The sequence below is a fragment of the Vibrio sp. SCSIO 43137 genome (assembly GCF_028201475.1).
Classification (GTDB): domain Bacteria; phylum Pseudomonadota; class Gammaproteobacteria; order Enterobacterales; family Vibrionaceae; genus Vibrio.
On the sequence record NZ_CP116384.1, the window covers coordinates 1,524,176 to 1,549,024 of the forward strand.

Below are 24,849 nucleotides of genomic sequence, written 5' to 3' on the forward strand. Positions count from 1 at the left end.
AGAAATAGCATAAAAGCACAACTGATGAGTACATAGACCCTACTTAAACGTAAGCAGAATCAGCAGCTTAATCAAGCAGTTCGTAACTATCGATTGCCTTTCTCGCTTCAGCCACGGTGCAACCCGTCTCTTTAACCAGTTGATTTAAAGTCGTGTTGGGGTGTTTTTGAATATAATCGGCAGGAGAAAGAAAAGTCACCGGCAGTGCTTTTTCCACTGCCAGACGAATCCAGCGATCCGCTTCTGCGGGAATAAGATTTTTCAGATGATTTAACTGCTGTTCAGTACCGGATAAACGCCAGTTTCTTGAACGGCGGATACGATGAATTTTACAGCCATTGCTTTGCGCTAAAGCGATAAAGGCCTGTTTGTCTGCCACCCGATGGACAAAACTGTTGAGTTGAATCGATATCATGGCCTGACTGTATCATAAGCGCTAACCGCTGTTTACGCTTTATCAGCAACATTCACCTTCAATCCGGCCATATTTTTTATCGGGCTAAGCTGCTTTCCGCTAAAGGCAGTAATAAATAGCGTTGCCTGCACCAGTACAATACAGGCACTGGTGGAACCATCGATATGATAGCTGATCACCACGCCGGCCAGTGTTGAGAATACGGAAACCAGAGTCGCCACCAGCATCATAACTTCAAAGCGGCGGCAGAGCATAAGCGCCACTACCCCCGGCCCCACTAACATCGCCACCACCAACACCACACCAACAACCTGAATCGCGGCAACGGTCACTAACGCAATCAAAATCAGCAGCAGATAGTGCAACGCGCGGATATTCAGGCCGACAACACGTGCATGACTTTTATCAAAACAGACCATCAACAAGTCTTTGTAGAAAAGCAGTGTCGTTACCGCAACGGCAGCACAAACCGCCAAAGTCTGCCACATAAGATCTTCAGGGATCCCGAGAATATTGCCGAACAAGATATGCATAAGATGCTGATCAGTCTCTACATGAGTAAACATCACCAGACCGATAGCAAACATGCCGGAGAAAACAATACCCATCACCGTATCTTCTTTAAGGCGGCTATGTTCCTTTATGTAACCGGTAAGCACGGCGCAGGCCAGACCGGAAGTAAATGCGCCGATAAACAGAGGAATGGCAAATAGCGAAGAGAGAACCACACCGGGAAGAACCGCATGGGAAATGGCATCGCCCATCAGCGACCAGCCTTTCAGCACCAGATAGCAGGAAAGCAGCGCACAAACAATACTTACCGCAAGGCCGGTTATCAGGGCACTCTGCATAAACGGGTATTGCAGGGGTTCAGTTAACCAGATCATACGATTTTCTCCTTGCGTTCACTGTGTACTAAGGAGACGGAATGAAACCGGACAGGGAGCAATCCATACTTAGGAGCAAACAGGAAGGCTAAGGTAAACAGCAATATCTGACAAAGCACAATCAAACCGCCGGCTGAACTGTCGTAAAGATAGCTGATATATACTCCGGCAGCACCTGTCACTGCCCCCATAAAGGTAGAGAGAAACAAGATAGCCCCAAACCTGTCGCTCAGCATATAAGCCGTAGCACCAGGAATAATCACCATAGCTATCACCAGCAAGGCGCCTACCGCCTGCAGAGAAGCAACGGTACAGGCACTCAACAAGGTAAAAAACAGCAGCTTATAACCCGTTACCCATAATCCGCTTGCCGCTGCCTGATTCTCATCAAAAAACACCAGCAACAAGGACTTCCACACCAATCCAAGAGTGACAAAAGTCAGCAATGAGATAATCACTATCTGGTACAGCTCACTCTGACTGATCATCAGGATATTGCCGAAAATCACCGCCTGAATATTAATGGAGGTTGGGTTGAGGGAAATAATCAGCAGGCCGAGAGCGAAAAAACTGGTAAACACCAGCCCGATCACCGCATCTTCTTTAAGGTGAGATAGTTGTTTAATTAACGCCATACTGCCCGCAGCAAGAAAACCGGCAAAAAAAGCACCTACGGAGAGTGGTAACCCCATGCTGTAAGCAACAGCTACACCAGGCACCACTGAGTGCGACAGTGCATCCCCTATAAGCGACCAGCCTTTAAGGACCAGATACGCGGAAAGAAATGCGCAGACCGCCCCGACTATGGCACTGGCAAACAGGGCATTTTGCATATATTGATAACTGAACGGTTCCAGCAGAGTATCCAGCATCACTAAACCTCCGTCCTTTCACGTTCTTTAACCAGCTGACTGTTTTGCTGCTCCTTACCATAAAAAACCGCTGGTTTTTCATGATCTGACAAAATCACCACGGTGCGATCATCATCATCGGTATGCAGGGTATCGCCGGAAATACCCACCTGTTTCAGCACACCACCAAATGTCACTTCCAGATTATGCTGGGTAAACGCCTGCTCAACCGTGCCGCTGGCCACTATGGTGCGGTTGATTAGAATCACATCATCACAATAATCAGGAACACTACCCAGATTATGGGTGGATACCAGAATAAGATGTCCGGCTTCACGGAGCTCCTGAAGCAAAGCCATTATGGCGTCTTCGGTAGTAAAATCGACACCGGTAAAAGGTTCATCTAACAAGATAATCTGGCTTTGCTGAGCCAGAGCCCGTGCCAGAAAAACCCGCTTTTTCTGTCCACCGGACAACTCGCCAATCTGACGCTCCGCCAGATGAGCAATCCCCATTCTCTCCATGGCTTTATTAACTATTTGTTTATCCTTCAGGCTGGCACGCTTTAAAAAACCCATAAAACCATAGCGCCCCTGCATCACGACTTCCCGCACCAATATAGGAAAATCCCAGTCAATATCTTCACTCTGGGGAACGTAAGCGACCAGATTCTGCTTAAGGGCTGACTGAACCGGTTTACCCAGAATGCTTATCTCTCCGCGGCTCAGCCTGACCAGCCCCATAATGCTTTTAAACAGGGTTGATTTACCGCCACCATTAATGCCGACAAGCGCACACACGGTACCTGCTGATAGGGAGAAGTTCACATTCTCGATAGCGGTAAAGCCGTTGTTGTAAACCACGCTGACTTGTCTGGACTCAAGTACTGCCTGCTCACTGTTCATTGCTGATACCCCCTGCGGATAGTCTCGGTTGTCACTTGTAGTAGATCGAGATAAGTAGGTACGGCGCCGGCCGGCTCAGATAGTGAATCAACATAAAGAACACCGCCATACTTGATGCCCGTTTCTCTGGCGACCTGTTTAGCCGCGCGATCAGAAACGGTACTTTCGCTGAAAATCACAGAGATTTGGTTATCTTTCACCTTATCGATCAGCTTCTTCACCTGCTTCGGCGAGCCCTGACGATCCGCATTAATCGGCCAGAGAAAGGCTTCAGAGAAGTTGAGATCTCTGGCCAGATAACTAAAAGCACCTTCACTGGAGACCAGCCAGCGCTTCTGCTGAGGAATATGGGAAAGCCCCTGCCTGACCTGCTCTGCTAACTGGGTGATTTTTTCTGAATACTGTTTTGCATTACGGCGATAAATTGCGGCATTACCCGGGTCGTGCTCCGTCAGGGCTTTACGTATGTTTTCGATATAGATCAAGGCATTACTGGCCGACATCCACGCATGAGGGTTTGGTTTCCCCTGATACGGGCCGGAATAGATGGAGAGAGGCTCAATACCTTCCGTCAGCACAGCAGAAGGAACACCAGACAGATTATGGAAGAATTTTTCAAACCAGCGCTCCAGATTCATACCGTTCCATAGAATCAGATCGGCAGACTGAGCTTTAACAATATCTTTCGGGGTTGGCTGATAGTCATGAATCTCAGCACCCGCTTTGGTAATAGAAACCACATCCGCCGCCTCACCGGCAACGTTCTGCGTCATATCCTGAATAATAGTGAAAGTGGTAACCACTTTTAGCTTGGCACTGGTATTAAATGAGAGAAAAAGACAGATAATAAAAAGCCAGTTACGCGGCTTACAGAAAGAAGAGGGGTAAAAAAGAGTGCCCATGATAAATTCCCTGAATGAGTTCTCTTTCATATTAAATGATAATAATTATCATTTGCAACTATATTTTAGTGATTTCCTCTAAATATAACGGCAGCTTATGCTGCCGTTTGTAAGAGCGATAGTTAACGAGTATGCCCAATTAGCCTCAAGTTGCTGTTTCAGCGAAAACGACTAAAGTGCTCAGGCACTTTCAAGCCACTCTCTTACCTGCTGATAATCGCCTTTATACACAATTCTGTCGCTATTCTTGCCAAGCTGAAAGGCGTACATTGGATCATAATACTGCTCCAGTAACGGAGCCAGCCAGGCCTGATGCTCGTCCAGTGAGCCGCTGCTCTGCATCTGCCTGATGGCCGACTTTTGTGACTGCAACAGAGCCGAGTGCCTTTCGGAACCTAATCTGCGGCTGATCTTAAGCATGCCCTGTTCAAGGTACTGCTCAAATTCAACCCATCCCTGCTCTTCACCATAAGTATGGGCAAAATCCTGCTGCATTTTTACCACATACTCATTTAACAGCCGCTGGTAACGAACTTCAAACGGATCTTCTATCACTGCCATTCTGGACTGCTTCATGGCAGCATGAAGTTCAAACGGCAGCCTTACCCCGCCGATAAATTTACCTTCATCTTCCAGAATTAACTTTTCAGCTCCCTGATGCTGTTTCTTCAGGATTTGGACAGCCAGTTGGTTTTCAAAGTCGATCTGACTTCTCTGCTCGGTAACAAAACGACCGAATGAGGATCCACGGTGACGGGCTGCTCCTTCAAGATCGATGCCGTCGCTTACCTCATTCAGAAGCAGAGTTTTGCCACTACCGGTAAAGCCACCGACAATGGTCATCGGCATGGTTGCAGCCTGCTCCAGCGTTTCCAGTATAAAGCGACGAACCGCTTTATATCCTCCGGTCAGAAACGGATAGTCTACTCCCGCTTCTTTCAGCCACTGCTGAGTGATCTGCGAACGAAGCCCGCCACGAAAGCAGTATAAAAAGCCCTGTGGGTTGTCATGGCAGAACTGCTTCCAACCTTCAACACGTTGCTGTTTAAGTTCGCCATTAACCAGTTGATGGCCTAACGCAATAGCGGCTTGTTGTCCCTGCTGCTTATAACAGGTACCGACCGCTTTCCGCTCTTCATCGTTCATCAGTGGCAGGTTTTCTGAACAGGGAAAAGCTCCCTGCTGAAACTCAACAGGGGCCCGTGTATCCATCAGGGGTATATCGTTGACCAGTATGTAACGAAAATCATCACTGTTTGGCCGTAACATTAACTGACCTCAATCAGAACATCGCCATCCTGAGCTACCAGCTCACCAATGGCTTGCAGTTCAATGCCAAACTTAGCGGCTGCGTCTTTCACTTCCTCTTCTCCTTCCGGAGTCACCGCCAGCAACAGACCACCCGATGTCTGGGGATCACACAACACGGCTTTTTGTATTTCTGTCAGCTCACCCAGTTTATGACCATAGCTGGCATAGTTACGTCCGGTACCGCCCGGAACACAACCCTGCTCAATATAGTCATAGACCCCCGGCAGAGTCGGTACTTTTTCCAGGGTAATTTCAGCCTTAAGCTTACTGCCTTCGCATATCTCAGTCAGATGCCCCATCAAGCCAAAGCCGGTCACATCCGTCATCGCCTTAACGCAAGTAAGGTTGGCGAACTCTGCTCCCGGCGTGTTGAGTTTGCACATCCAGTCCCGCGCCAGCCCTTTATGCTCTTCAGCCAGTTTGGATTTTTTCTCTGCCGTGGTCAGTACACCAATGCCTAACGGCTTGGTCAGATAAAGACGACAGCCTTCTTCCGCGCAGTTGTTTCGTTTTACCCGTTCTGTATCAACAATACCCGTTACTGCCAAACCAAAAATAGGCTCAGGGGCATCAATGGAGTGTCCTCCAGCCAGAGAGATCTCGATTTCGCGGCACACGGAACGCCCGCCCTCTATTACCTGCTGGGCAATCTCCGGAGCCAGCACATTAATCGGCCAGCCTAAGATTGCGATAGCCATAATCGGCTTGCCACCCATGGCATAAATATCACTGATAGCATTGGTTGCTGCGATACGGCCAAAATCGTACGGGTCATCCACGATTGGCATAAAAAAGTCGGTGGTACTGACAACCGCGGTACCGTTGCCTAGATCATAAACCGCGGCGTCATCTTTACTCTCATTACCAACCAGCAGGTTTGGATCGGCAAAAGGAGTGATCTGAGTTTTAAGAATGGTATCGAGCACTTTCGGTGAAATCTTACAACCACATCCTGCTCCATGGCTGTATTGGGTTAGACGAACTTTTTCCATTACACACTCCGGTAACTATTTTCTGATTTGCAGAAATACTACTCCTGCAACCTCAAACAGTCACCTAAGTTGGGATTTCGAGTTAGTTTCTGTTGATGCATATCAAATAGGCATACTTAAGAAACAAGGAGATAGACAGGAGAAAGGGGCTTGTACCCTCTCTCCTATTACTACTTTCAGGCAACCAGAATTCAGAAAAATATCTCTTCGGTAGAGAAATTGTCGGCAATTTTGCTGGTGAGCTTATGGTTAGCATAATTCTCATCAATACCCAGCCAGAGCTCGTCGTTAAACAAACCGTCCAGATAAGCATAACGGCAGATATGTACCAGAGATATCCGGTCAATAACCCCTTCGAACCGGCTTTCAAGCTCATCAAAAGTGGGTTGCTGTTTTGTTATCCAGGCATACTCCAGATACTCAATGACCTTGCTGACAGATTCTCTGTCGACACGGAAATCCGCCGGAAAATCTTCATGGGGAAGTTTGAGTGAATCTCGGTCATGCTTAACGGGGTAGACTCCATAAGACCATGCATAAACGTATGAATTGGGCAGCGCATCGCTGTTGATACCTAAAGCCAGAACCTGCAATCGCTGTTGAGCAAATGACATCTTGTTTTGTTGTCCGATAGCCATAATCAGGACCTCTATCTATATTTTTATTATTAACAACCTAACCACCTTAACTATAGTAAAACAAGATTCATACTCAATCCGTTTCGCAGCTTTTTAATGACACATTCATCTTCTTCTATTGCACTTTTTTGTGATTCCTAAATCTATTCTCATAATCAGAAATCCGCTTTTCTTATTTCAGGAATCTGAGAAAACAAAATCTATCGCATTGTTTTATAAACACTTATTAATTGGCATGCAATGTGCTCTTGTTACTACAAGTTCATATCAGGTTGGACGCAATAAAGGAGATTTAGCCATGGAACTGAGAAAAATCGAAGCTAACGAACAGACCCTAACTCTGCTTATCTCTGGCGAGTTTGATGCAAACGGTAGTAAAGAGGCGCTGCCCCATATTGATCAGGTTCTCTCTAATGACGGTCATGAAGAGATAGAGATAGATTTTAAACATGTCTCTTTTCTCGATTCATGCGGCGTAGGTGCCATTGTTTATTTCTATAAACGTCTGGCAGAAAGAAAACGCGCCATGCGTATTGAAAATGCCCACGGTCAGCCGCTGGAAATTATCAGCCTATTGAGGATCGATCAGGCCATTCCCACCAATTCAGGTAAACACTGATTAAGGTGTTACGTCAGGGAGGCAGGTTATGAAATCACATTATAAAGGCTTATTCACTCTAATCATCAGTACGGCTCTGCTGTCCGGATGTGGCAGCACGCCAAAGCCGGGCAATGGCGGGCTGGCAGAGAACTATCTCAATGCAGATTTTTCTCCTGTTATGCCCGATGAGCCGCTCGGTCCGGAACACGGGTTAAGATTTGACTGGCAGCTGAGTAAGCTTCATCTGGAAATGCTGGTGAAGGAAGGCGCTGATCGCTGCTTTCCCGCCTCAGTTATTCAGAGCCGGGAGCGACAAAACCGCATTGCAAGAGAGCTTGAAGGCGGCCTGATGCTGGATGCTGCCAATGACCTTATTATCTTACGCAAGCAACTGACGGAGCTGGAAAACCGCCTTAACTATGTGACGGCAAGTGTAAGCTGTCGTGTTACCAGCATGCCATCAGCCGCAGAGCATAATAAACTTGAGCAGGTAAAAGAGATATACGACCTGCTTAATGTAGATAACCAGTTTGCCCATAACTCCAGTGAAATTAACCCTAAATATATGGGACATCTGGCTTCAGCGGCAAACATGCTTAAGCAGTCTCCCACTCTGACCCTGTCAGTCACCGGCCATGCCGATGCAACCGGAACGCCTGAGCACAACGACAAACTGGCGCTGGAAAGAGCCAATCAAGTAAAGCGTTATCTGACTATTTTTGGCCTGAACCCTAAACGCATTTCAACCCAGTCTCTTGGCTCACAACTGCCTCTTTTTGAAGGCAGCAGTGATGCAGTAAGGCTGACTAACCGCAGAGTTAGTATTGAAGTGATCGACGGCAAAGCACAGTAAGGATAAATCATGAAAAGACTACTACTTATTCTATTGATGTTACTGCCGGTCAGCTTGATGGCGCAGAGCCGCGAAACGGTGAATATCGGTGACAAAATTCAGGTTAACCTGCCGGGTGAAGAGAGCCTGAACCGTCAGTTTCAGGTTAATAAACAGGGCATTATTGACCTGCCTGAAATTGGCCCTGTTCTGGTGGCCGGATATGATGAACAGCAACTGTCTAAAATGATCACCGAGCGGCTGCGCTTCGCCTACCGGGATCTCTCTAACCTGAGTGTCTATATCGCCCAGAAGCAGTTAATCATCTCCATTGAGGGTTATGTAAAATCGCCGGGGGAATACATTCTTCCCAGCCATAGCAGTGTCCAGTCTGCATTGACGGCAGCGGGCGGTATCCGTGCCGGTGCTCAGCTGGACAAACTTACCCTGAACCGCAACGGCACAACCCGTATCTTTAACTATAAGCAATTTCTGGATACCGGTGATAAACAGCACCTGCCGACCCTTCAGTCACTGGACAGTCTGTTTGTTCCGGCTTCGCCACTGGTGGGTAATATCGAACAGGATTTTAACCCAAGCGCACAAGCCAATGCCGGTGACAGCTCAGACAGCAAAACCGCTATTAAAGTATTTGGAGAAGTAAACGCACCGGGATCATTTACCTACAAACCTGAGAGCTCGCTGGTGGACATTCTGATGCGCTCCGGCGGAGTTACCCGCTACGCCGGAGTAGAACAGATCCGGGTGATCAGTGATAACACGCCACGTCTTTTCAACCTAAAACAGTATCTGGATAGTGGTGATGAGTCGCTGCTGCCGAGGCTGAAACCGGGTGCCACCATCTTTGTGCCTAAGCAGGAAGAGGAGATCAAATCCGGCTCGAACGTGGTTTATATTATGGGTGAAGTCGCCTCTCCCGGTGCCTACGAAGGTAAAGCCGGTGCCAGCTTTATGGATATTCTGGCCAATGCCGGTGGCCCTACCCGATTTGCAGAGTCACGCCAAATCCGGGTAATTAAAGGCAATGGCAGAGTGATTAAATTTGACCTGACCGCCTATACAGAAGGGCTTGGGCAGACAAGTGTGCCGCAGATATCAGCCGGTGACGCCATTTTTGTACCGGAAAAAACTGATATGAATGAGAAGTCATGGCTGAAGATTTCTCCGGACAGAGCGGTAAAAGTGATCGGTGAAGTGGTTCGTCCGGGCAGGGTTGAGTGGTCAGACGAAATGGATCTGATGGATCTGCTTGCTCATGTCGGCGGCCCGACCCGCCGCGCTGATACCACCCGTATTGAGGTGGTTTCCACTCACAATATTTCCGGCTCAAAAACCATGAAGGTGTTTAATCTTGATGAGTTTATTAAGCGCGGAGCGAGGCAAAGTGAGCTGCCGGTTATCGCTGCCGGTGCCATTGTCCGCGTGCATGATCTGCCACAGGACCCTTCTGACAACAAATCACAATGGGTGAGACAGAGTTCTGACAGCTCCATCTATGTATTTGGTCAAGTCAATGCCCCGGGGCGTTACCGCTTTACCAATGAGATGCACTTTCTGGATATTCTTTCAGCGGCGGACGGTCCTACAATGAATGCCGATATTCACAATATCCGCGTGACTCACAGAGACAAAGGCTATGCCAAAGTGAGCCGTCTGAATCTGTCACTCTATTTTGAAACCGGTGACGAGTCCCTGCTGCCGCAAGTGACGACCGGAGACACCATCTATATTCCTGAGAAAAACAAAAACTGGCTGGATCGCTCAAAGGAGAGCACGGTGCGAATTTTTGGTGCAGTGAACAAACCGGGACGCTACGTATTTAACGATACCATGACCATTCTGGACTTGCTGGCAGAGGCGGGTGGCCCTACAGACTCGGCATACCTTGAAAAGATTAGCGTGGTCAATATGTCCTGCTGCCAGAATCAGGCGCGCTCTTTTGACCTTATCGCCTTTAGTAAATCGGCTAATGTCTACAATCTGCCTGTGATCCGCACCGGTGACACCATCTTTATTCCGGATCGTCGCGACAGTATCGCGGAAAAAATCCGTCTTGGCCTGAAAGATATTGTTCAACTGGCAACGACCATAGTTTTGATAGGAGCCCTTTAATTATGATTCCTGCAACCCACTCAGAGATTGAACAGATCTATATCGCCGCTGAACTGGCTGGCAGCCGAACCTTATGTGTCACTGCCTGTCAGTCCGGTCAGGGCACTACCTCACTGGCCATGGCGTTGGCAGAACGCTATCTGCTGGCAGGATACCGTACCCTGTATGTTGACCTTAACCTGCATAACCCAAGCTTTAGCCCGCTGGTACTGGGTGGCAACAGTATGGAAAACTGGATTGAACATACGCCATCTATGCGCTGCTTTAATGGACTTCCGGCTCCGCAGTTATCTGACAACCTGCTGAGCTATAAAGACCCATCCAACCTGAAAGCAAAGGTGGCTGAATGGCAGGGGGATTATCAACGTGTTGTGATTGACACCTCCCCGCTTCTGAATATCAACCGGGGTAATATTCCGGCGCAAGTGGTCGCCAGCGCCTGTGACCATACGGTTTTATCTGTACTCAGCAGTGTTACCGGACGTCATGAGGTGAAACAAGCAGCCGATATGCTGACAGACAGCGGAGCCACTCTGCTGGGAACGGTTCTGAACTCTTGTCTTCAGCCAACCCTTACCAGTGAACTGTGCCGGGAAATCGAAAGGTTGATATTTTTGCCGCAAAGCTGGCGCAACAAGCTAAAAAACCGGGTGAGACAAAACAGGTTCCTTTCTATTCCTATATAACGCGGATTTATTTTTCGTCCACCTTGAGTAAGACAGGAAGTCATCTAATATTAATAAGGACTCCTGATTACAAGTCATTGAAAAAAAACAATAAGGATTGCTAAGCCATGGGTCAGAGGCTATTTCTATTTTTCGCACTTTATGTTTGTGTAACCTTACCGCTGCAGGCAGAACAGTTTACCTTCAGCGTGGTTCCCCAGCAGTCGGCCAGCAAGCTGGCCAAACAGTGGTCACCCATTCTGACGGCGCTTAGCCAACAGACAGGGCACACCTTTCTGTTTGCCACCGCAAAAGATATTCCCACCTTTGAGTCGCGGCTTAAGCAGGGCAGATATGATTTCGCCTATATGAACCCTTACCATTTTGTCGAATTTAACCGGCAGCCCGGCTATCAGGCGATTGCAAAAGCAAAGGATAAGCAGATCAAGGGCATTATTGTTGTCAGCAAGGAGAGTGGTATTAACTCACTGGAGCAGCTTAACGGCAGCCAGCTTGCTTTTCCGTCACCGGCAGCCTTTGCCGCCAGTATTCTTACCAGAGCCCACCTGAGCGAAAACGACATAGACTTCAGCCCCAGCTATGTTTCCTCTCATGACTCTGTCTACCTCTCTGTTGCTAAAGGCTTTTTCCCAGCAGGAGGAGGGGTAATGCGCACCTTTAATGCCATGGACCCGGCAGTAAAGGAGCAACTGATCCCTATCTGGAGCACCAAGGGTTACACACCCCACGCCATTGCAGCTCATCCCGAGATCTCTGAAGAACTGTATCTTAAAGTACAGAGATTCTTTGAGAACCTGCATCGCACAGAGCAGGGCAAAAGCCTGCTGACACCTCTAAAGCTGAAAGGGTTTACAGCAGCCCAAAACAGTGACTGGGACGATGTCCGCGCCCTCAATATCGACCTGCTCTCTGCTGAGTGATTGGGAGACAAGATGAATTTTCGTGCTAAAACCATACTAGGCATTGCGCTAATAGAGATTGTTCTGTTGGTGATTCTGGTATTCAGTGCCCTCTCCTTTCTCGGTGATTCTAACGAGAAGCAGCTGCTGCAAAGGGCTCAGGCCACCACCACCATGTTTGCCCATGCAGTAAAAGATGCTGTGCTGGCAACGGATCTGGCTACCCTTGATGATCTGGTCAATGAAATAATGACGCTGGAAGATGTGGTGTATGTGCGTATTGTAAGCAATGACAGAGTACTGGCGGCCAGCGGTAAATCGGAACATCTGGATGATCATCAGGATATAGATAAAGACCTGCACTCCATCAAAGACGGGATTTTCGATACCGAAGTCGACATTATCAGCGATGATGTCTCCTACGGGCATATTGATATAGGCTTTGCCACTTCTGCCATCAGCGTAATGCTGACTCAGGCAAAAAAATCCATTATCGGTATTGCCTCGCTGGAAGTGCTGCTGGTTGCCCTATTCTCTTTTATTCTTGGTACCTATCTGACTAAAAATCTGGTGAAGCTGAAAAGAGCAGCGCAAATCGTGAGGAAACAGGGGCCGGGCTATCAGATAAAGCTTAATCAGAAAGACGAACTGGGCGAAGTGGCAGAAGCCTTTAACAGCATGTCGAAAAGCCTGCACGACAGTTATCAGGATCTTCATCAGGCAAGGGAAGAAGCAGAACACGCAAATGAAACCAAAAGCCGTTTTCTTGCTTCCATGTCTCATGAAATCCGCACCCCGATGAACGGCGTACTTGGCCTGCTTGATGCCCTGAACAATACCCCGTTAAACAGCGAACAGCAAAAGTTGGTTGCCACAGCATCGGACTCTGGGAAACTGCTGCTTTCCGTTATCAATGATATTCTCGACTTCTCCCGAATGGAGGCGCACAACATTGCTATCGAACGCAAAGCCTTTGACCTCAAAGCCACCGTTCGCACCATTACCGACAGTTTTCAACCTGCCGCCGGTAACAAAGGCATAGAGCTGTTAGTAGACTCAGACAAACTACCGGATTACCTTGTGGGAGATCAGACCCGCTACCGGCAGATCCTGCTCAATCTTATCGGCAATGCCATAAAGTTCACCGATCAGGGCAGTGTTAAAGTGACCTTTGACTTTACTGGTCAGCCTGACAGCACTGTTATTTGTCGTGTATCCGATACCGGCATCGGTATTCAATCTGAGTCTATTCCCTTCCTGTTTGAAGAATTTACCATGACTGATCAATCCTTCTCCCGCCCCCATGAAGGCTCAGGGCTGGGGCTGGCTATCTGTAAACGTCTGGTGGATTTGATGGAAGGGGATATTGAAGTCACCAGCACCGAAGGTATCGGCAGTTGCTTTACCTTCTCTGTACCTATGACCGTTGCCAGTCAGGCGGAAATCGACAAGAGCAGTTTTGTTCCGGCTTCACTGAATGAGAGATGCCGCAATATCAATATCCTGATTGCCGAAGATAATAAAGCTAATCAGTTGGTAATCCTGAGCCTGCTTAAAGGGATAGGCCTGACCGCTGATATTGCAGAAAACGGTCAGCAGGCGGTGGAGAAGGTAGAACAGAACCGTTATGACATCGTCTTTATGGATATCTCTATGCCGAAAATGGACGGTATGCAAGCCTGTGGCCTTATCCGCAAAATGGCAGACAAACAGAAAGCCCGCCTGCCGGTAATTGCCTTTACCGCGCACGCACTGACTGGTGATAAAGAGAAGTTTCTCAATGCCGGAATGACAGATTACCTGACTAAGCCGGTTCAGCTTTCTCAGCTTATTGAGACTCTGAATCGCTACAGTGTATTAACACAAGAACAAAAACCTGAGGAAAAACATATGGCGCAGCAAGGTTTATCCGACAGAGAGCCGGTTACGGAAAACGACAATCTGGTGGTTGATGAAGTAACACTGGCACAACTGGTCAGGGATACCAGTGCAGAGGTAGTTCCGGCTCTGATTGATCACTATATCGAAGAAGCGAATAAGCACTGTAGGGTGATCACCGAAGCCGATCGGGAGAAGGATGCAGAGAAACTAAAATTTGAACTACACACCCTAAGCAGTTCATCAAAAGCTTTGGGTAACACTGCACTCTCTGCACTGGCTAAACAGCTGGAGCTTGCCTGTATACAAGGTGACGAAAGCACCGCCTTTAACTCTGTCGGCCAGTTGATTGAGCTGGCGGAAGGTTCTTTGCAGCAACTGGATCAGAGAAAACAGCAAGGGTTTAGTTAATTAAAAAATGAATCACTTTGGCAAATATCGAACACAAACACGTGTAAACCCATCCATGGGACTCCGCCGCGCCATCCCTGGCGCGGAAGGTTTGTTTATCGATATTTGCCAGATGATAAGAATAACAACCACCAATTATGAAATAAGTTGCTTTATCACGTATGCTAATAAGTAAAACAATAAGAAAGGAATCAAAGCTATGCAGTCAAAAGTTCTGTTGGTAGAGGACTCCACATCACTGGCCATACTTTACAAAGAGTATGTAAAAAATGAGCCATATGACTTTTTCCATGTGGAAACCGGTCGCGAGGCCAAGGCTTTTATTGAACGTTACACCCCTCAGTTGATCATTCTGGATCTTCAGCTTCCTGATATCTCTGGTCAGGAGATACTGGACTGGATTACAGAAAACGATATTCCTACCTCAGTGATTATCGCCACGGCGCACGGTACGGTGGATATTGCCGTTAATCTGATCCAGAGCGGCGCTTCGGATTTTCTGGAAAAACCGATTCAGGCTGACAGGCTAAAAACCTCTATCGGCATTCACCTGAAAAAAGCACGGCTGGAAAATCTGGTTGAAGATCTGAAAACCAAGCACGACCGGAGTGGATTTCACGGCTTTATCGGTTCAAGTTTGCAGATGCAGGCCGTGTATAAAACCATCGATGCTGTTGCCCCTACTAACGCCAGCGTGTTTATTAACGGTGAAAGCGGTACCGGTAAAGAGGTGTGTGCCGAAGCCGTCCACCAGCAGAGTGAGAGAAAGAACAAACCCTTCGTCGCTATTAACTGCGGAGCCATTCCCCGCGATCTGATGGAGAGTGAGATCTTTGGCCATGTAAAAGGGGCGTTTACCGGCGCCACCACCGACAGAAAAGGTGCGGCTATGCAGGCTCACGGCGGCACCCTGTTCCTTGATGAGCTATGCGAAATGGAGCTGGAAATGCAGAAGAAACTACTGCGTTTTCTGCAAACTGGCACCTTTACCCCGCTGGGAGACAGCCGGGAGAAAAAGGTTGATGTGCGCATTATCTGCGCCACCAACCGCGATCCTCTGACAGAGGTGGAAGAAGGGCGCTTCAGGGAAGATCTCTACTACCGGGTTCATGTAGTACCTATCGAAATGCCGCCGCTAAATGAACGGGGATCGGATATTATCGATCTGGCTATGCATTTCCTTAAAATCTACGCTAAACAAGATAAAAAAGAGTTTACCGGCATCAGTGCGGAAGTGAAAAAGATCTTCAGGCAATACAAGTGGCCGGGAAATGTCAGGGAGTTGCAGAATGTTATCCGCAATATTGTTGTACTTAACAATGATAAACAGGTTTGTGTTGAGCACCTGCCGCGCCAGTTTACTGCTAAAAGAGCAGCGGCAAAAAACCAGTCCCTGAATCTGGTGCAGAATCAAATTAGTCAAAATGACGCGCAACCACAAACACACCCAATGACAGAGCCGGTAATAACAGAAGAAGTGGAGCTAAACACTATTTCCGTTGCGAATACAGAAAGCGGCACACAGCCTGTCAGACCTATGTGGCAAATAGAGAAAGAGGCGATCCAGAACGCCATCGACTTCTGTGATGGTAATGTTCTTAACGCTGCAGTATTACTTGAGCTAAGCCCTTCAACGGTTTACAGGAAAAAGCAGAACTGGGAGCAGGAAGATGAGCAGCAGACCACCTGAACCATCCGCCAGTAAAGAGGTATGGCTGTTAACAGACAGCCTGCTGTTTGGCGGAATTGAGTCGCATATATTGCAACTCTGTTCCGCTTTGCTTAACCATAATATTCCCGCCCGGGTAGTACTGGTTAAACAATATACGCAAAGACAAGCTATAGTAGAAAGGCTAAACGCTCTCGGTATCCCATACAGCTTTTTGCACCAGTTGGCCGCAACACATAGCAACCCTTTCTCTCAATTGAAATCAGCCATCAGAATCCATCAGCCGCGGCTGATTCATGCCCATGGCTATAAGGCCAGCCTGATCAGTAAACTGGTTAAAGTCTCTACTCCCGGCCTTGCTCAGATTACCACCTACCATGCCGGTGAAACACCTAAAGGCCGGGTTGCCTTATATGACTTTGTTGATCGTTATACCGCCCCTTTATCTTCCGTCAGCCTGTGTGTCAGCCAGAAAATTGCTGACCGACTGCCTGCAAGATCCTATGTCATCGACAACTTTGTCTCTGTCCCTAAGCCGCCCGGACAACAATCAAAGCGGAAACCCACCAATATCGCCTTTGTCGGCAGGCTCAGCCATGAAAAAGCCCCCGACCGCTTTATCCGGCTGGCAACGCAATTTCCTCAGACGGCCTTTGCCCTGTATGGTAGCGGCCCGATGGAGCAAGAAATCAAAGCAGAAGCGCCTGATAATGTGCAGTTAGCAGGACATATAGATGATATGGACTCTGTCTGGCCTGAGATCGATATGCTGGTTATTCCATCCCGTTTTGAAGGCCTGCCAATGGCAGCACTGGAAGCTATGGCACGGGGAATTCCTGTTATTGCCTCCGATGTCGGTGCCTTAAGCTCCCTGATTAGGGACGGAGAGAATGGCTGGATTTGTCGCAATAAAGAGCAAATGCTGGCAGCACTAAATAGATGGCTTGAGATGCCAAAAGAGTCTCAACAGCGTATAAATCAGGCCGCCCGCACCACTATTCAGCAGAAGTTTTCCGCTGATGCCGTACTGCCTGAAATCCTTACCCACTACAATCGCACTCTGGGTGAAGAGTGCTTCCCGTTATGATTCTCAAAATCAGAAAACTGCGTTAATAACAAATAAATCAATATATCAATATGTTTTTATTAAGATAAATAACATTAGTTCACTGGCATCTCAATTGCAGTCTAAATAAAAAAACTGCAAGGATGCCTCATGAAAACAACCACTCCGATTCACGATTCTGCGTCTCATCACTGGCTGATATTTGATCCCATTCCTTTCTCAGGTGGCTCTAAGGTAGCCACCAGAGAGATACTCAATCTCTGCCCGGACAAGCAAATCAAACTCACCATTCTCTGTGCAGATAAAAATGACTGGAACGAGCCACGGCTGATAAAAAGACATCAGATCCAGTTCGCCAGCTGTCAGCTGTTAGGTGCATTGCAGTCAGCCAGTAACGGTTGGCGATACTGGCTGAAACAGCTCTGTTATACCCTTATGATTCTCTGGCAGATGGTAAAACAGCCCGGCATTGATACTGTGATAGGCGCCTCCGGCCCCGGTGTGGATATGGCACTTTATCTGGTCAGGCTGGTTTTCCGCTACCGTCTGATACAGTTTATTCACGGGCCTGTCGGTGCTTCACGCTCCATAGGTTACTGCCTCAGCAGAGCTGATAAGGTGTTCTATCTGGCCAATTGCCGCGACTCTATGCTGAGGGCACTGGAACGCTATTATCGATCTCGCGTCTCTGTATCGGCCGCCACTGAACTGGCGCGATTCAATATCGGTTCCCCCCATTTCTTTACTTTTCAGAACGGTATCGGTGAGCAGAGATGGCCGACTCCCTGCATTTACGGGGAACCAACTATTTTCTGGGCGGCATCTTTGCTGAAGTGGAAAGGGCTGGAAACCCTTGTAGAGGCAGGCTCTATTTTAAATCAGCAGATACCTGTCAATGTGCATGTCTGCTATATCCGGCCTAAAAATACCCGCTTGGAAGTGTCTGAAGCGCCGTTAGATCTGGATAACTTTTACTGGTATCAGCAGCCGGATAATCTGGATGAAATTCGCTCCCGCTGCTCTATCTATATATCCACCAGCACAAAGGAGCCTTTTGGTCTCTCCGTACTGGAAGGCATGGCGGCCGGAATGTGCGTTTTTATTCCCAGAGACGGCGCGTACTGGGATCAGACGCTGACCCATAACCTCAACTGTATTAAGTACACTCCCGGCAGCGCTTCTTCACTGGCCAGTGAACTATTGCAGATCATCATTAAGCCGGAGCGAATCGTACGAATCGGCCTGTCAGCCATGAAGGCCGCACGCCAGTACCGGGCAGAGAAATGCTACCGACAGATTATCCATACTCTGACTGAGTCAGGAACCCTTCCTTCAGTAGTTGTACAACAAGCAGAGAGGGCTGGCTAATGGCTTCCGTTAACGCAATAAAACAGCTATGCGCATACGGTATCGGACTGTTTATGATGAAAGGACTTTCCTTGATCATGCTTCCGGTACTGGCCAATGCACTGACGCAAGAAGAGTTAGGCAAGCTTGAGCTTCTCACCAGTATCGCTGTGTTCTTCGCCATACTTATCTCCTTTGCCCTGCATGAAGTGCTGTATCGCTTTGTCAGTGATGTGGAACAGAATAAACAGCAGAGTGCAGCAAACAAAATTTACTGCCTGTCACTGATGTTCTCTCTCTCCGCCCTGCCACTTCTTTCTGCCCTTAGCCTGATTGCGAGCCGATATACCGATACCATAATGCTGTCCGAGCTACTGCTGATCTCTTTCGCCCTCTCTTTTGAAGGTGCGATAGGCATCAGTCTGGCATGGCTGCGCATGCAGGACAGAGCCAGAGCTTTTGTTACTATCTCCCTTTTAACCTGTCTCTGTCAGGCCGGTTTTGTACTGCTATCGCTAAAGCTGCAAGCCGGTGTAAGTGGTATTTTACTTGCGTCAGTTAGCGCTCACTTTTTGCAACTGGTTGTGCTGCATATTGTTAACCGCTTTCGCTGGACACTGCCACCAGCCGGCGATATCCGGCAGTATGTGAAATACGGTATTCCTGTCGCCGCATCCGGTCTGCTGGCCTTTGGCTTAAACGGGGCAGAAAAGCTGATTCTGGGAGTAGGTACTGACTATCAACAACTGGCGGTCTATGCCATTGCCGCCAAATTTGCCCTTGCTATGTGTATTCTGGTGCAGCCGTTTGGTATGTGGTGGATGCCAAAACGATTTTCCACCCTTAACCAGAATCAGTTCAGCAGCTTTACTTCAGTAACTCAATACGGCGTGATCTGGATAACCCTGCTCAGCACAAGTATCGCCTTTGCTGCTCCTGTTTTTATCCATCATATGTTGCCGCAAAGCTATCAGGCAGCGGCCGGTTATACTGCAGCCACCTTAGCCATCGCCCTGTTCAAAGAGCTAAGTGAGCTAAGCAATATCGGCATCTTATTCAGAAAAAGAACCGGACTACTTTTACGCATTAACATTGCCGCCACCCTTGTCGCCCTGATACTGGCAACAGTGCTGATTTCATACTCTGTCTGGGGCGTGCTTGCGGCTCTGTTTATTGCTCAGCTACTCAGGTTTATTGCCATTACGGTTATCAGCCACAAGCTATACCCTTTGCAATATCAAAATAGAGCGCTTGCCCTGTTAGTCTCTGTTTGTTGTGGTTATCTGCTGCTCTCTTATTACGTTTCAGATATCCGGGTTCAGTACCTGATGACCTTTATTGCTCCCCTGAGCATGGTTTTCATCAGTTATCTGACAGGGCTTGTTCCGGCTGTTTCCGGACGTTCAACCCTGAACTTGATCAGAAGAAAGGCAGATAGCTTATGAAGATTGAGCAGGCGAGTATTTCAGCTAACCAACAAAATAGATCGTATAGCGATCTAATACTCTGCCTGCTGGTCTGTGCGGTCATCTCGCTGATCTGGTATCTGGCACCAACCCCATACACCGCTGTTGCCCTTTGCCTGCTGCCCCTAGCCCTGCTGGTGGTTATCAGCCAGATGTTCTGGCTGGTTCTGCTGTTTGTGACCTTCTCTTTCTTCCGCATTCACGAAGTGATACCTCAGCTTTACTCGCTAAAGATCCCGCTGCTGTTATCTGCCGGAGCCTTGTTTGCCCTGCTCTGGCATATATTTATCTCAGCAAAACTAAAACCCTACTGGCACCCGTCCCTTAGCTGGCTGGCTGGCTTCTGGCTGCTGGTGATCATGGGGGTAGTTCTGGCTTCGAACCGCCCGATTGCGTTGGAGCAGTTTAAAAACATCTACTGGAAGATCATTGTTATGACCCTTGCTATTACCTGGGTGGTCAGCCGGGAGCAGCACCTGTCGTTGATCTCAAGGCTGATGACAGCAGCCGGGCTCATTGTAGGTTGTACTGCCCTGTATAACTCAGCAAACGGCATTGGTATGGTTGAGGGCACAAGGGTAACCATAGGGCGGGATCTCGGTTCTATGCTGGGTGACCCCAATGATCTGGCACTGGTACTGATGTTTCCCCTCGCCTTCTCCCTCAGTATCACCCTGACAAAGGGGCATTCCGTACTGTTTCGAACTATTGCAGCCATTACCAGTCTGGTGCTGTTTATGGCTGTTATCGCCACACAGAGCCGCGGCGGACTACTGGGTGTACTTTCCGTTGGTGGCATCTTTACCTTTAAACATATCCGCTCTAAGGCGCTGATTATGACTCTGGGCGCCATTGCAGCCGCTGTTCTCTATGCCGTTGCCGGTATCTCAGATCGTGCCTCCGGTGGCGCTGCCGAAGACGGGGTAGACGCCTCCGCCATGGGTCGTCTCTACGCATGGCAGGCCGCTTTCAGAATGGCGGTGGACAATCCCTTTAGCGGTGTCGGACTGAATAACTTCTACTTTAATTACTACTACTACAGCTCTCACTGGGACGGCCTTAATCACGCCGTGCACAGTACCTGGTTTGGCGTGTTGGCAGAAACCGGCTTTCTGGGGCTGGCGGTGTTCGTCGGCTTTATTGCTTCCCTAATCATCACTGCACGCCGCACCATTGCCCTGACCGCCAGGATGGCGCAATGCTCCCACCATATCACGACCATTGCCTATGCTGTGTACGCCGGTCTGGTCGGCACTGTGGTTTCAGGCACCTTCCTCACTCAGGGTTTTAACTGGCCTATCTATATCCTCGCAGCACTGACTATTTCTGTTGCTCAAATTGCCAGTCAAAATGCGAAACACAACTAGCACCTTACCTATCCATATGTAATTTAAGAAAATATTTTCTGGCACGCTCTGTGATAGTTACTAGTTATGAAAAGGAACTCGTATAAGGAACAAGCTATGCTAACTACAACACTGCACCGCACCAAAGTCTGGCTGCAATATCACCCAAACCCGAAAATGCAGAAACTGTTTGTTGTGCTGAAAACCATCCGCAGCAGCGATATTCCGACGCCGGCGTTATGGAATCACCTTGCCCTTGGGTTAGTAACATTAACCCGGACTATAACCTCAGGGCTATCCCGGCTATTGATCTATACACCGGCATTTAAGGCCAGAGTGAGTGAGAGCGGAAAAAATCTTAACCTGTACGGCGGTATGCCCTACATCAGCGGACCTCTTTCAATCCGTATCGGCGATCACTGCCGGATTTCAGGGCAGACCACCTTTTCAGGCCGTAGTGCTTCAGAAAACCCCGAACTGATTATCGGTAATAACGTTGGAATCGGCTGGCAGACAACCATCGCTGTAGGCAACAAGGTGATTATTGAGGATAACGTACGAATCGCCGGAAAAGCCTTTCTGTTCGGCTATTCCGGCCACCCTTTAAATGCAGAACAGCGGGCAAAAGGCAAGCCGGACACAGAACAACAGGTAGGGGATATCCATCTGAAAAAAGATGTCTGGCTGGGCAGTAATGTCAGTGTCAGCTCAGGTGTCACCATAGGGAAAGGCACCATTGTGGCAACCGGAAGTGTGGTAACCAAAGATCTGCCTGACTATGTTCTGGCAGCAGGGAATCCCGCCAAAGTGATCCGTTCCATTCTGGATCAGCAATAGAGAATCAGGAGGCATTATGCACGATTTAATTGTATTCGGTGAAGACTACGGCAGTCTGCCCTCAAGCACTCAGCATCTGATTAACGGACTGGCAGATGATCGCAAAGTAATATGGGTAAACTCCATTGGATTGCGACAACCGAAACTATCGGTAAAAGACGCCAAACGAGCCTTTAATAAGTGCTTTTCCGGCCGTAATAGCGCACTAAAACAGACTTATTCGAAGACAGACGAAAACCACGGCAGAAGTAATATTACTCAGGTAAACCTGCTGACAATTCCGGCGCCCAGCTCTGCGATGGCAAGAAAAGTTGCCCGTGAGCTTATGCTTCGTCAGTTGATGCCGGTACTGGAAAAAGCTGAGCTAAAACAGCCTATTTTATGGTCGTCTCTGCCGACCGCCGCCGATCTTTGCGGCCACCTGAATGAACACGCTGTTGTCTACTATTGCGGTGATGACTTTTCCGCTCTGGCCGGTGTTGATCATGACACAGTCTCAAAACATGAAGAGAAGATGGCAGATAAAGCCAACCTTATCCTTACCGCGAGCGATGCCCTGACAGGAAAATTTCCTGCCCATAAAACCCGGCTTCTCAGCCATGGAGTTGACCAGAAACTGTTCTCCATTCCGGCAGCCATTGCGCCACAACTGGCTGAGTTAAAACAGGCGAATCAACGTCCAGTCGCCGGCTTTTACGGCTCCATATCTGAGTGGCTTGATTATCCGTTACTTGATGAAGTAACAGAGTCACTGCCGGACTGGGATTTCGTTTTTATCGGTCCACTGGCCACCAGCAAGAATCCGCTTCCTCAGCGTGACAACGTACATTATCTGGGTCCTAAAGCCCACCATGAACTGCCCGGCTTCAGCCAGCACTGGGACGTGAGTATGCTCCCCTTCAGTCAGAACCAGCAAATTGCTGCCTGTAGTCCGCTCAAGCTGGCGGAATACATAGTCGCCGGTCGTCCTATTGTCACCACGCCTTTCCCGGCGCTGGGCGGGTATCAGAAGTATGTACATTGCGCCGACAACACAGGCACGTTTATTCAATCATTAATGGCCGCCAGAGATGACTCATCTATTCCGGCTCACGCTCTGCAACACCAGAGCTGGGATGAGAAGAGTCGCTTTCTTAGCTGGCTGATGGAGCTGTTATGACAGAACTTAAATACCGCTTACTGGTTATTCTTAGTTCCGCCTGGCGGCGGCGCTACACCATTGCCCTGCCTATACTGCTTATGCCGCTGGTGGGGGCTGTGGTGAGCCACCTCTCCCCCAGCAAGTATGTTTCTCATACCAGTATGCTGATTCAGGAAACCGCTAAGATGAACCCGTTTCTGGAAGATATAGCTGTATCGACCCGTTTTAAAGAACGGATCAATGCACTCAGAACCCTGCTGAAAAGCCGCCATGTGCTTCACTCTGTGGCGCAGGAGCAGGGGTTAATCAACGACCAGATGAGCAGTATTGAGGCAGAAAGAGTGATTCAGAAACTCTCTGCCAGCCTGTCAGTCAATCAACTGGGCAAAGAATTTGTGCAGATAAAGCTTCAGTCGAAACATAAAGAGGGCATGAAGACGCTGCTTGAGTCCGTCAGCAACCACTTTATAGAGCAGTTGCTGGCGCCGGAGCGCTCTTCCATCAAGGACTCCTCAGAGTTTCTTACCATACATATCAATAAACGTTTGTCAGAACTGAATCAAGCAGAACAGGCATTGGCGGATTATCAGAACAGTAACCCCAATATGACGCCGGACATGCAGCGGGAGAGCCTTAACCGGCTAGCCTCGCTGAAACAAACTCTGGCAGAAAAAGAGGCGCGCTTATCCGGTGTCAGAAAAAGTCTCGGCTCACTGGATCAGCAGTTGTCTAAAACCAACCCTGTGGTGGGCAAAATTGAAGAGAAAATTATCGATGTCCATAGTGAACTGACCCTGCTAAGAGCCAAATACACCAATAATCACAGTGCCGTAGAGGAGAAACGTCAGGAGCTGGAGAGGCTGGAAACAGAGCGCTCTGCCCTGCTTTCCAATACAGCTCCGGAACTGAGCAGTGATCAACTGTGGGATATTGCCAGCAGTGTCAGCCTGTCAGACCTTAATAATGTACAACCCCTGCTGATTACTCAGTTGCAATCCCTTCAGGCAGCGCGAAGCGAATACGAAGCCCTGAGTGAAGAGACCAAAAGCCTTCAGAAGATGGTTCGCCAACTTGAGCAACAGGCGCAGTTCTTTGGTGATGAAGTGAAAATCCTCGATAGCCTGAACCGCAAGGTAAACCTGAAACGCCGCCTGTATGACGAGTTGGTGGAGCGCTATGAAATGGCTCAACTGACCGGCTCTCTGGGGATCTTTGAGCAGAACAAACGGGTTAAGATCATCGATCTTCCCTTCACCCCAAGTGCTCCGGTTAACTTCCCTATGCCAATCTACATTATTGCAGGGCTGTTTGCCGGTATCGCTCTGGGTTGCGGACTGGCCACCCTACTTGAGCTGTTTGACACCAGTGTCCGACGAAAGGCAGAACTGGAGCAGATTACCGGAGCACCGGTACTGACGGTTATTCCGAAAATAACGCCATAGCCTGTCATTAGTCGCACAAAAACAGTCGCAAAGAATAACTACAGAAAATAGCCGCATAACGCGGCTTTTTTCTTTTGCTCAATATCATTCTCAAATTGAAAAATGACACAAGAACAGTCCCGATATCATGCTAAGTCGTTAATTTTAAACATAAATTTAACTGGCACACTTTCTGCTATTTAACTGTTATCCCT

22 protein-coding genes are annotated in these 24,849 nt (G+C 48.4%); 14 read left to right on the forward strand and 8 right to left on the reverse strand.

Going from position 1 to position 24,849, the window contains the following annotated elements:
- Positions 1 to 67: 67 nt before the first annotated feature.
- The 8 genes from PK654_RS22790 to PK654_RS22825 form a co-directional block, all read right to left on the reverse strand.
- Positions 68 to 415, reverse strand: coding sequence for a ribosome recycling factor family protein (locus tag PK654_RS22790; protein WP_271699827.1), 348 nt, complete (start codon positions 413 to 415; stop codon positions 68 to 70).
- Positions 416 to 447: 32 nt separating this feature from the next.
- Positions 448 to 1,302, reverse strand: coding sequence for a metal ABC transporter permease (locus PK654_RS22795; protein ID WP_271699829.1), 855 nt, complete (start codon positions 1,300 to 1,302; stop codon positions 448 to 450).
- On the reverse strand, positions 1,299 to 2,174 hold the full coding sequence (locus PK654_RS22800) for a metal ABC transporter permease (RefSeq protein ID WP_271699830.1): 876 nt from the start codon (positions 2,172 to 2,174) through the stop codon (positions 1,299 to 1,301). Before PK654_RS22800 ends, PK654_RS22795 begins: the two co-directional genes overlap by 4 nt.
- 2 nt (positions 2,175 to 2,176) lie before the next feature.
- Complete coding sequence (locus tag PK654_RS22805) at positions 2,177 to 3,058, reverse strand: metal ABC transporter ATP-binding protein (protein WP_271699832.1); 882 nt, start codon at positions 3,056 to 3,058, stop codon at positions 2,177 to 2,179.
- Entirely contained in the window at positions 3,055 to 3,960 is a 906-nt protein-coding gene (locus PK654_RS22810) for a metal ABC transporter substrate-binding protein (protein WP_271699833.1), read from the reverse strand. Before PK654_RS22810 ends, PK654_RS22805 begins: the two co-directional genes overlap by 4 nt.
- Positions 3,961 to 4,140: 180 nt before the next feature.
- Positions 4,141 to 5,229: a tRNA 2-selenouridine(34) synthase MnmH gene (gene mnmH / locus PK654_RS22815; protein ID WP_271699834.1), complete on the reverse strand. Its 1,089-nt coding sequence runs from the start codon at positions 5,227 to 5,229 to the stop codon at positions 4,141 to 4,143.
- A complete protein-coding gene (selD, locus tag PK654_RS22820; RefSeq protein WP_271699836.1) occupies positions 5,229 to 6,263 on the reverse strand; it encodes a selenide, water dikinase SelD in 1,035 nt (344 codons plus the stop codon). Before selD ends, mnmH begins: the two co-directional genes overlap by 1 nt.
- Before the next feature lie 191 nt (positions 6,264 to 6,454).
- Entirely contained in the window at positions 6,455 to 6,901 is a 447-nt protein-coding gene (locus PK654_RS22825) for a hypothetical protein (RefSeq protein WP_271699838.1), read from the reverse strand.
- 298 nt (positions 6,902 to 7,199) lie between these two features.
- Here PK654_RS22825 and PK654_RS22830 point away from each other — a divergent pair, with 298 nt between their 5' ends.
- The 14 genes from PK654_RS22830 to PK654_RS22895 all read left to right on the forward strand — a co-directional run bounded on the left by PK654_RS22830 (position 7,200) and on the right by PK654_RS22895 (position 24,655).
- Positions 7,200 to 7,520, forward strand: a complete 321-nt coding sequence (locus tag PK654_RS22830) for an STAS domain-containing protein (RefSeq protein WP_271699840.1) — start codon at positions 7,200 to 7,202, stop codon at positions 7,518 to 7,520.
- A gap of 28 nt (positions 7,521 to 7,548) precedes the next feature.
- A complete protein-coding gene (locus PK654_RS22835) occupies positions 7,549 to 8,355 on the forward strand; it encodes an OmpA family protein (RefSeq protein WP_271699841.1) in 807 nt (268 codons plus the stop codon).
- A gap of 36 nt (positions 8,356 to 8,391) precedes the next feature.
- Positions 8,392 to 10,467 (forward strand): SLBB domain-containing protein, encoded by a 2,076-nt coding sequence (locus PK654_RS22840; protein WP_443088771.1) that lies wholly within the window; start codon positions 8,392 to 8,394, stop codon positions 10,465 to 10,467.
- Entirely contained in the window at positions 10,467 to 11,153 is a 687-nt protein-coding gene (locus tag PK654_RS22845) for a chromosome partitioning protein ParA (protein WP_271700748.1), read from the forward strand. The genes PK654_RS22840 and PK654_RS22845 overlap by 1 nt, the downstream gene beginning before the upstream one ends.
- Before the next feature lie 107 nt (positions 11,154 to 11,260).
- Positions 11,261 to 12,073 carry a phosphate/phosphite/phosphonate ABC transporter substrate-binding protein gene (locus PK654_RS22850; protein WP_271699844.1) on the forward strand — a complete coding sequence of 271 codons (813 nt, stop codon included), beginning with the start codon at positions 11,261 to 11,263 and terminating at the stop codon, positions 12,071 to 12,073.
- Between the two features lie 12 nt (positions 12,074 to 12,085).
- On the forward strand, positions 12,086 to 14,341 hold the full coding sequence (locus PK654_RS22855; RefSeq protein WP_271699846.1) for an ATP-binding protein: 2,256 nt from the start codon (positions 12,086 to 12,088) through the stop codon (positions 14,339 to 14,341).
- A gap of 199 nt (positions 14,342 to 14,540) precedes the next feature.
- Positions 14,541 to 16,031, forward strand: coding sequence for a sigma-54-dependent transcriptional regulator (locus tag PK654_RS22860; RefSeq protein ID WP_271699847.1), 1,491 nt, complete (start codon positions 14,541 to 14,543; stop codon positions 16,029 to 16,031).
- The gene (locus tag PK654_RS22865; protein WP_271699848.1) at positions 16,012 to 17,097 is read left to right on the forward strand and encodes a glycosyltransferase family 4 protein; all 1,086 of its coding nucleotides are present in this window, start codon (positions 16,012 to 16,014) and stop codon (positions 17,095 to 17,097) included. The genes PK654_RS22860 and PK654_RS22865 overlap by 20 nt, the downstream gene beginning before the upstream one ends.
- Before the next feature lie 129 nt (positions 17,098 to 17,226).
- Positions 17,227 to 18,444, forward strand: a complete 1,218-nt coding sequence (locus PK654_RS22870; protein ID WP_271699850.1) for a glycosyltransferase family 4 protein — start codon at positions 17,227 to 17,229, stop codon at positions 18,442 to 18,444.
- The gene (locus PK654_RS22875) at positions 18,444 to 19,868 is read left to right on the forward strand and encodes a lipopolysaccharide biosynthesis protein (protein ID WP_271699852.1); all 1,425 of its coding nucleotides are present in this window, start codon (positions 18,444 to 18,446) and stop codon (positions 19,866 to 19,868) included. Before PK654_RS22870 ends, PK654_RS22875 begins: the two co-directional genes overlap by 1 nt.
- Complete coding sequence (locus PK654_RS22880; RefSeq protein WP_271699854.1) at positions 19,865 to 21,256, forward strand: O-antigen ligase family protein; 1,392 nt, start codon at positions 19,865 to 19,867, stop codon at positions 21,254 to 21,256. Before PK654_RS22875 ends, PK654_RS22880 begins: the two co-directional genes overlap by 4 nt.
- Positions 21,257 to 21,352: 96 nt before the next feature.
- A complete protein-coding gene (locus PK654_RS22885; RefSeq protein WP_271699856.1) occupies positions 21,353 to 22,072 on the forward strand; it encodes an acyltransferase in 720 nt (239 codons plus the stop codon).
- Between the two features lie 16 nt (positions 22,073 to 22,088).
- Positions 22,089 to 23,231 (forward strand): glycosyltransferase family 1 protein, encoded by a 1,143-nt coding sequence (locus PK654_RS22890; RefSeq protein WP_271699857.1) that lies wholly within the window; start codon positions 22,089 to 22,091, stop codon positions 23,229 to 23,231.
- Positions 23,228 to 24,655 carry a GumC family protein gene (locus PK654_RS22895; RefSeq protein ID WP_271699858.1) on the forward strand — a complete coding sequence of 476 codons (1,428 nt, stop codon included), beginning with the start codon at positions 23,228 to 23,230 and terminating at the stop codon, positions 24,653 to 24,655. Before PK654_RS22890 ends, PK654_RS22895 begins: the two co-directional genes overlap by 4 nt.
- Positions 24,656 to 24,849: the final 194 nt, after the last annotated feature.

Bases quoted from the DNA above. Each gene is read 5' to 3' on its own strand.
- PK654_RS22875 (WP_271699852.1), top strand. From the start codon at position 18,444: ATGGCTTCCGTTAACGCAATAAAACAGCTATGCGCATACGGTATCGGA.
- PK654_RS22870 (WP_271699850.1), top strand. From the start codon at position 17,227: ATGAAAACAACCACTCCGATTCACGATTCTGCGTCTCATCACTGGCTG.
- PK654_RS22880 (WP_271699854.1), top strand. From the start codon at position 19,865: ATGAAGATTGAGCAGGCGAGTATTTCAGCTAACCAACAAAATAGATCG.
- PK654_RS22790 (WP_271699827.1), bottom strand. From the start codon at position 415: ATGATATCGATTCAACTCAACAGTTTTGTCCATCGGGTGGCAGACAAA.
- PK654_RS22800 (WP_271699830.1), bottom strand. From the start codon at position 2,174: ATGCTGGATACTCTGCTGGAACCGTTCAGTTATCAATATATGCAAAAT.
- PK654_RS22835 (WP_271699841.1), top strand. From the start codon at position 7,549: ATGAAATCACATTATAAAGGCTTATTCACTCTAATCATCAGTACGGCT.
- mnmH (WP_271699834.1), bottom strand. From the start codon at position 5,229: ATGTTACGGCCAAACAGTGATGATTTTCGTTACATACTGGTCAACGAT.
- PK654_RS22865 (WP_271699848.1), top strand. From the start codon at position 16,012: ATGAGCAGCAGACCACCTGAACCATCCGCCAGTAAAGAGGTATGGCTG.
- PK654_RS22850 (WP_271699844.1), top strand. From the start codon at position 11,261: ATGGGTCAGAGGCTATTTCTATTTTTCGCACTTTATGTTTGTGTAACC.
- PK654_RS22895 (WP_271699858.1), top strand. From the start codon at position 23,228: ATGACAGAACTTAAATACCGCTTACTGGTTATTCTTAGTTCCGCCTGG.
- PK654_RS22855 (WP_271699846.1), top strand. From the start codon at position 12,086: ATGAATTTTCGTGCTAAAACCATACTAGGCATTGCGCTAATAGAGATT.
- PK654_RS22805 (WP_271699832.1), bottom strand. From the start codon at position 3,058: ATGAACAGTGAGCAGGCAGTACTTGAGTCCAGACAAGTCAGCGTGGTT.
- selD (WP_271699836.1), bottom strand. From the start codon at position 6,263: ATGGAAAAAGTTCGTCTAACCCAATACAGCCATGGAGCAGGATGTGGT.
- PK654_RS22890 (WP_271699857.1), top strand. From the start codon at position 22,089: ATGCACGATTTAATTGTATTCGGTGAAGACTACGGCAGTCTGCCCTCA.
- PK654_RS22825 (WP_271699838.1), bottom strand. From the start codon at position 6,901: ATGGCTATCGGACAACAAAACAAGATGTCATTTGCTCAACAGCGATTG.
- PK654_RS22830 (WP_271699840.1), top strand. From the start codon at position 7,200: ATGGAACTGAGAAAAATCGAAGCTAACGAACAGACCCTAACTCTGCTT.
- PK654_RS22795 (WP_271699829.1), bottom strand. From the start codon at position 1,302: ATGATCTGGTTAACTGAACCCCTGCAATACCCGTTTATGCAGAGTGCC.
- PK654_RS22885 (WP_271699856.1), top strand. From the start codon at position 21,353: ATGCTAACTACAACACTGCACCGCACCAAAGTCTGGCTGCAATATCAC.
- PK654_RS22840 (WP_443088771.1), top strand. From the start codon at position 8,392: ATGTTACTGCCGGTCAGCTTGATGGCGCAGAGCCGCGAAACGGTGAAT.
- PK654_RS22860 (WP_271699847.1), top strand. From the start codon at position 14,541: ATGCAGTCAAAAGTTCTGTTGGTAGAGGACTCCACATCACTGGCCATA.
- PK654_RS22810 (WP_271699833.1), bottom strand. From the start codon at position 3,960: ATGGGCACTCTTTTTTACCCCTCTTCTTTCTGTAAGCCGCGTAACTGG.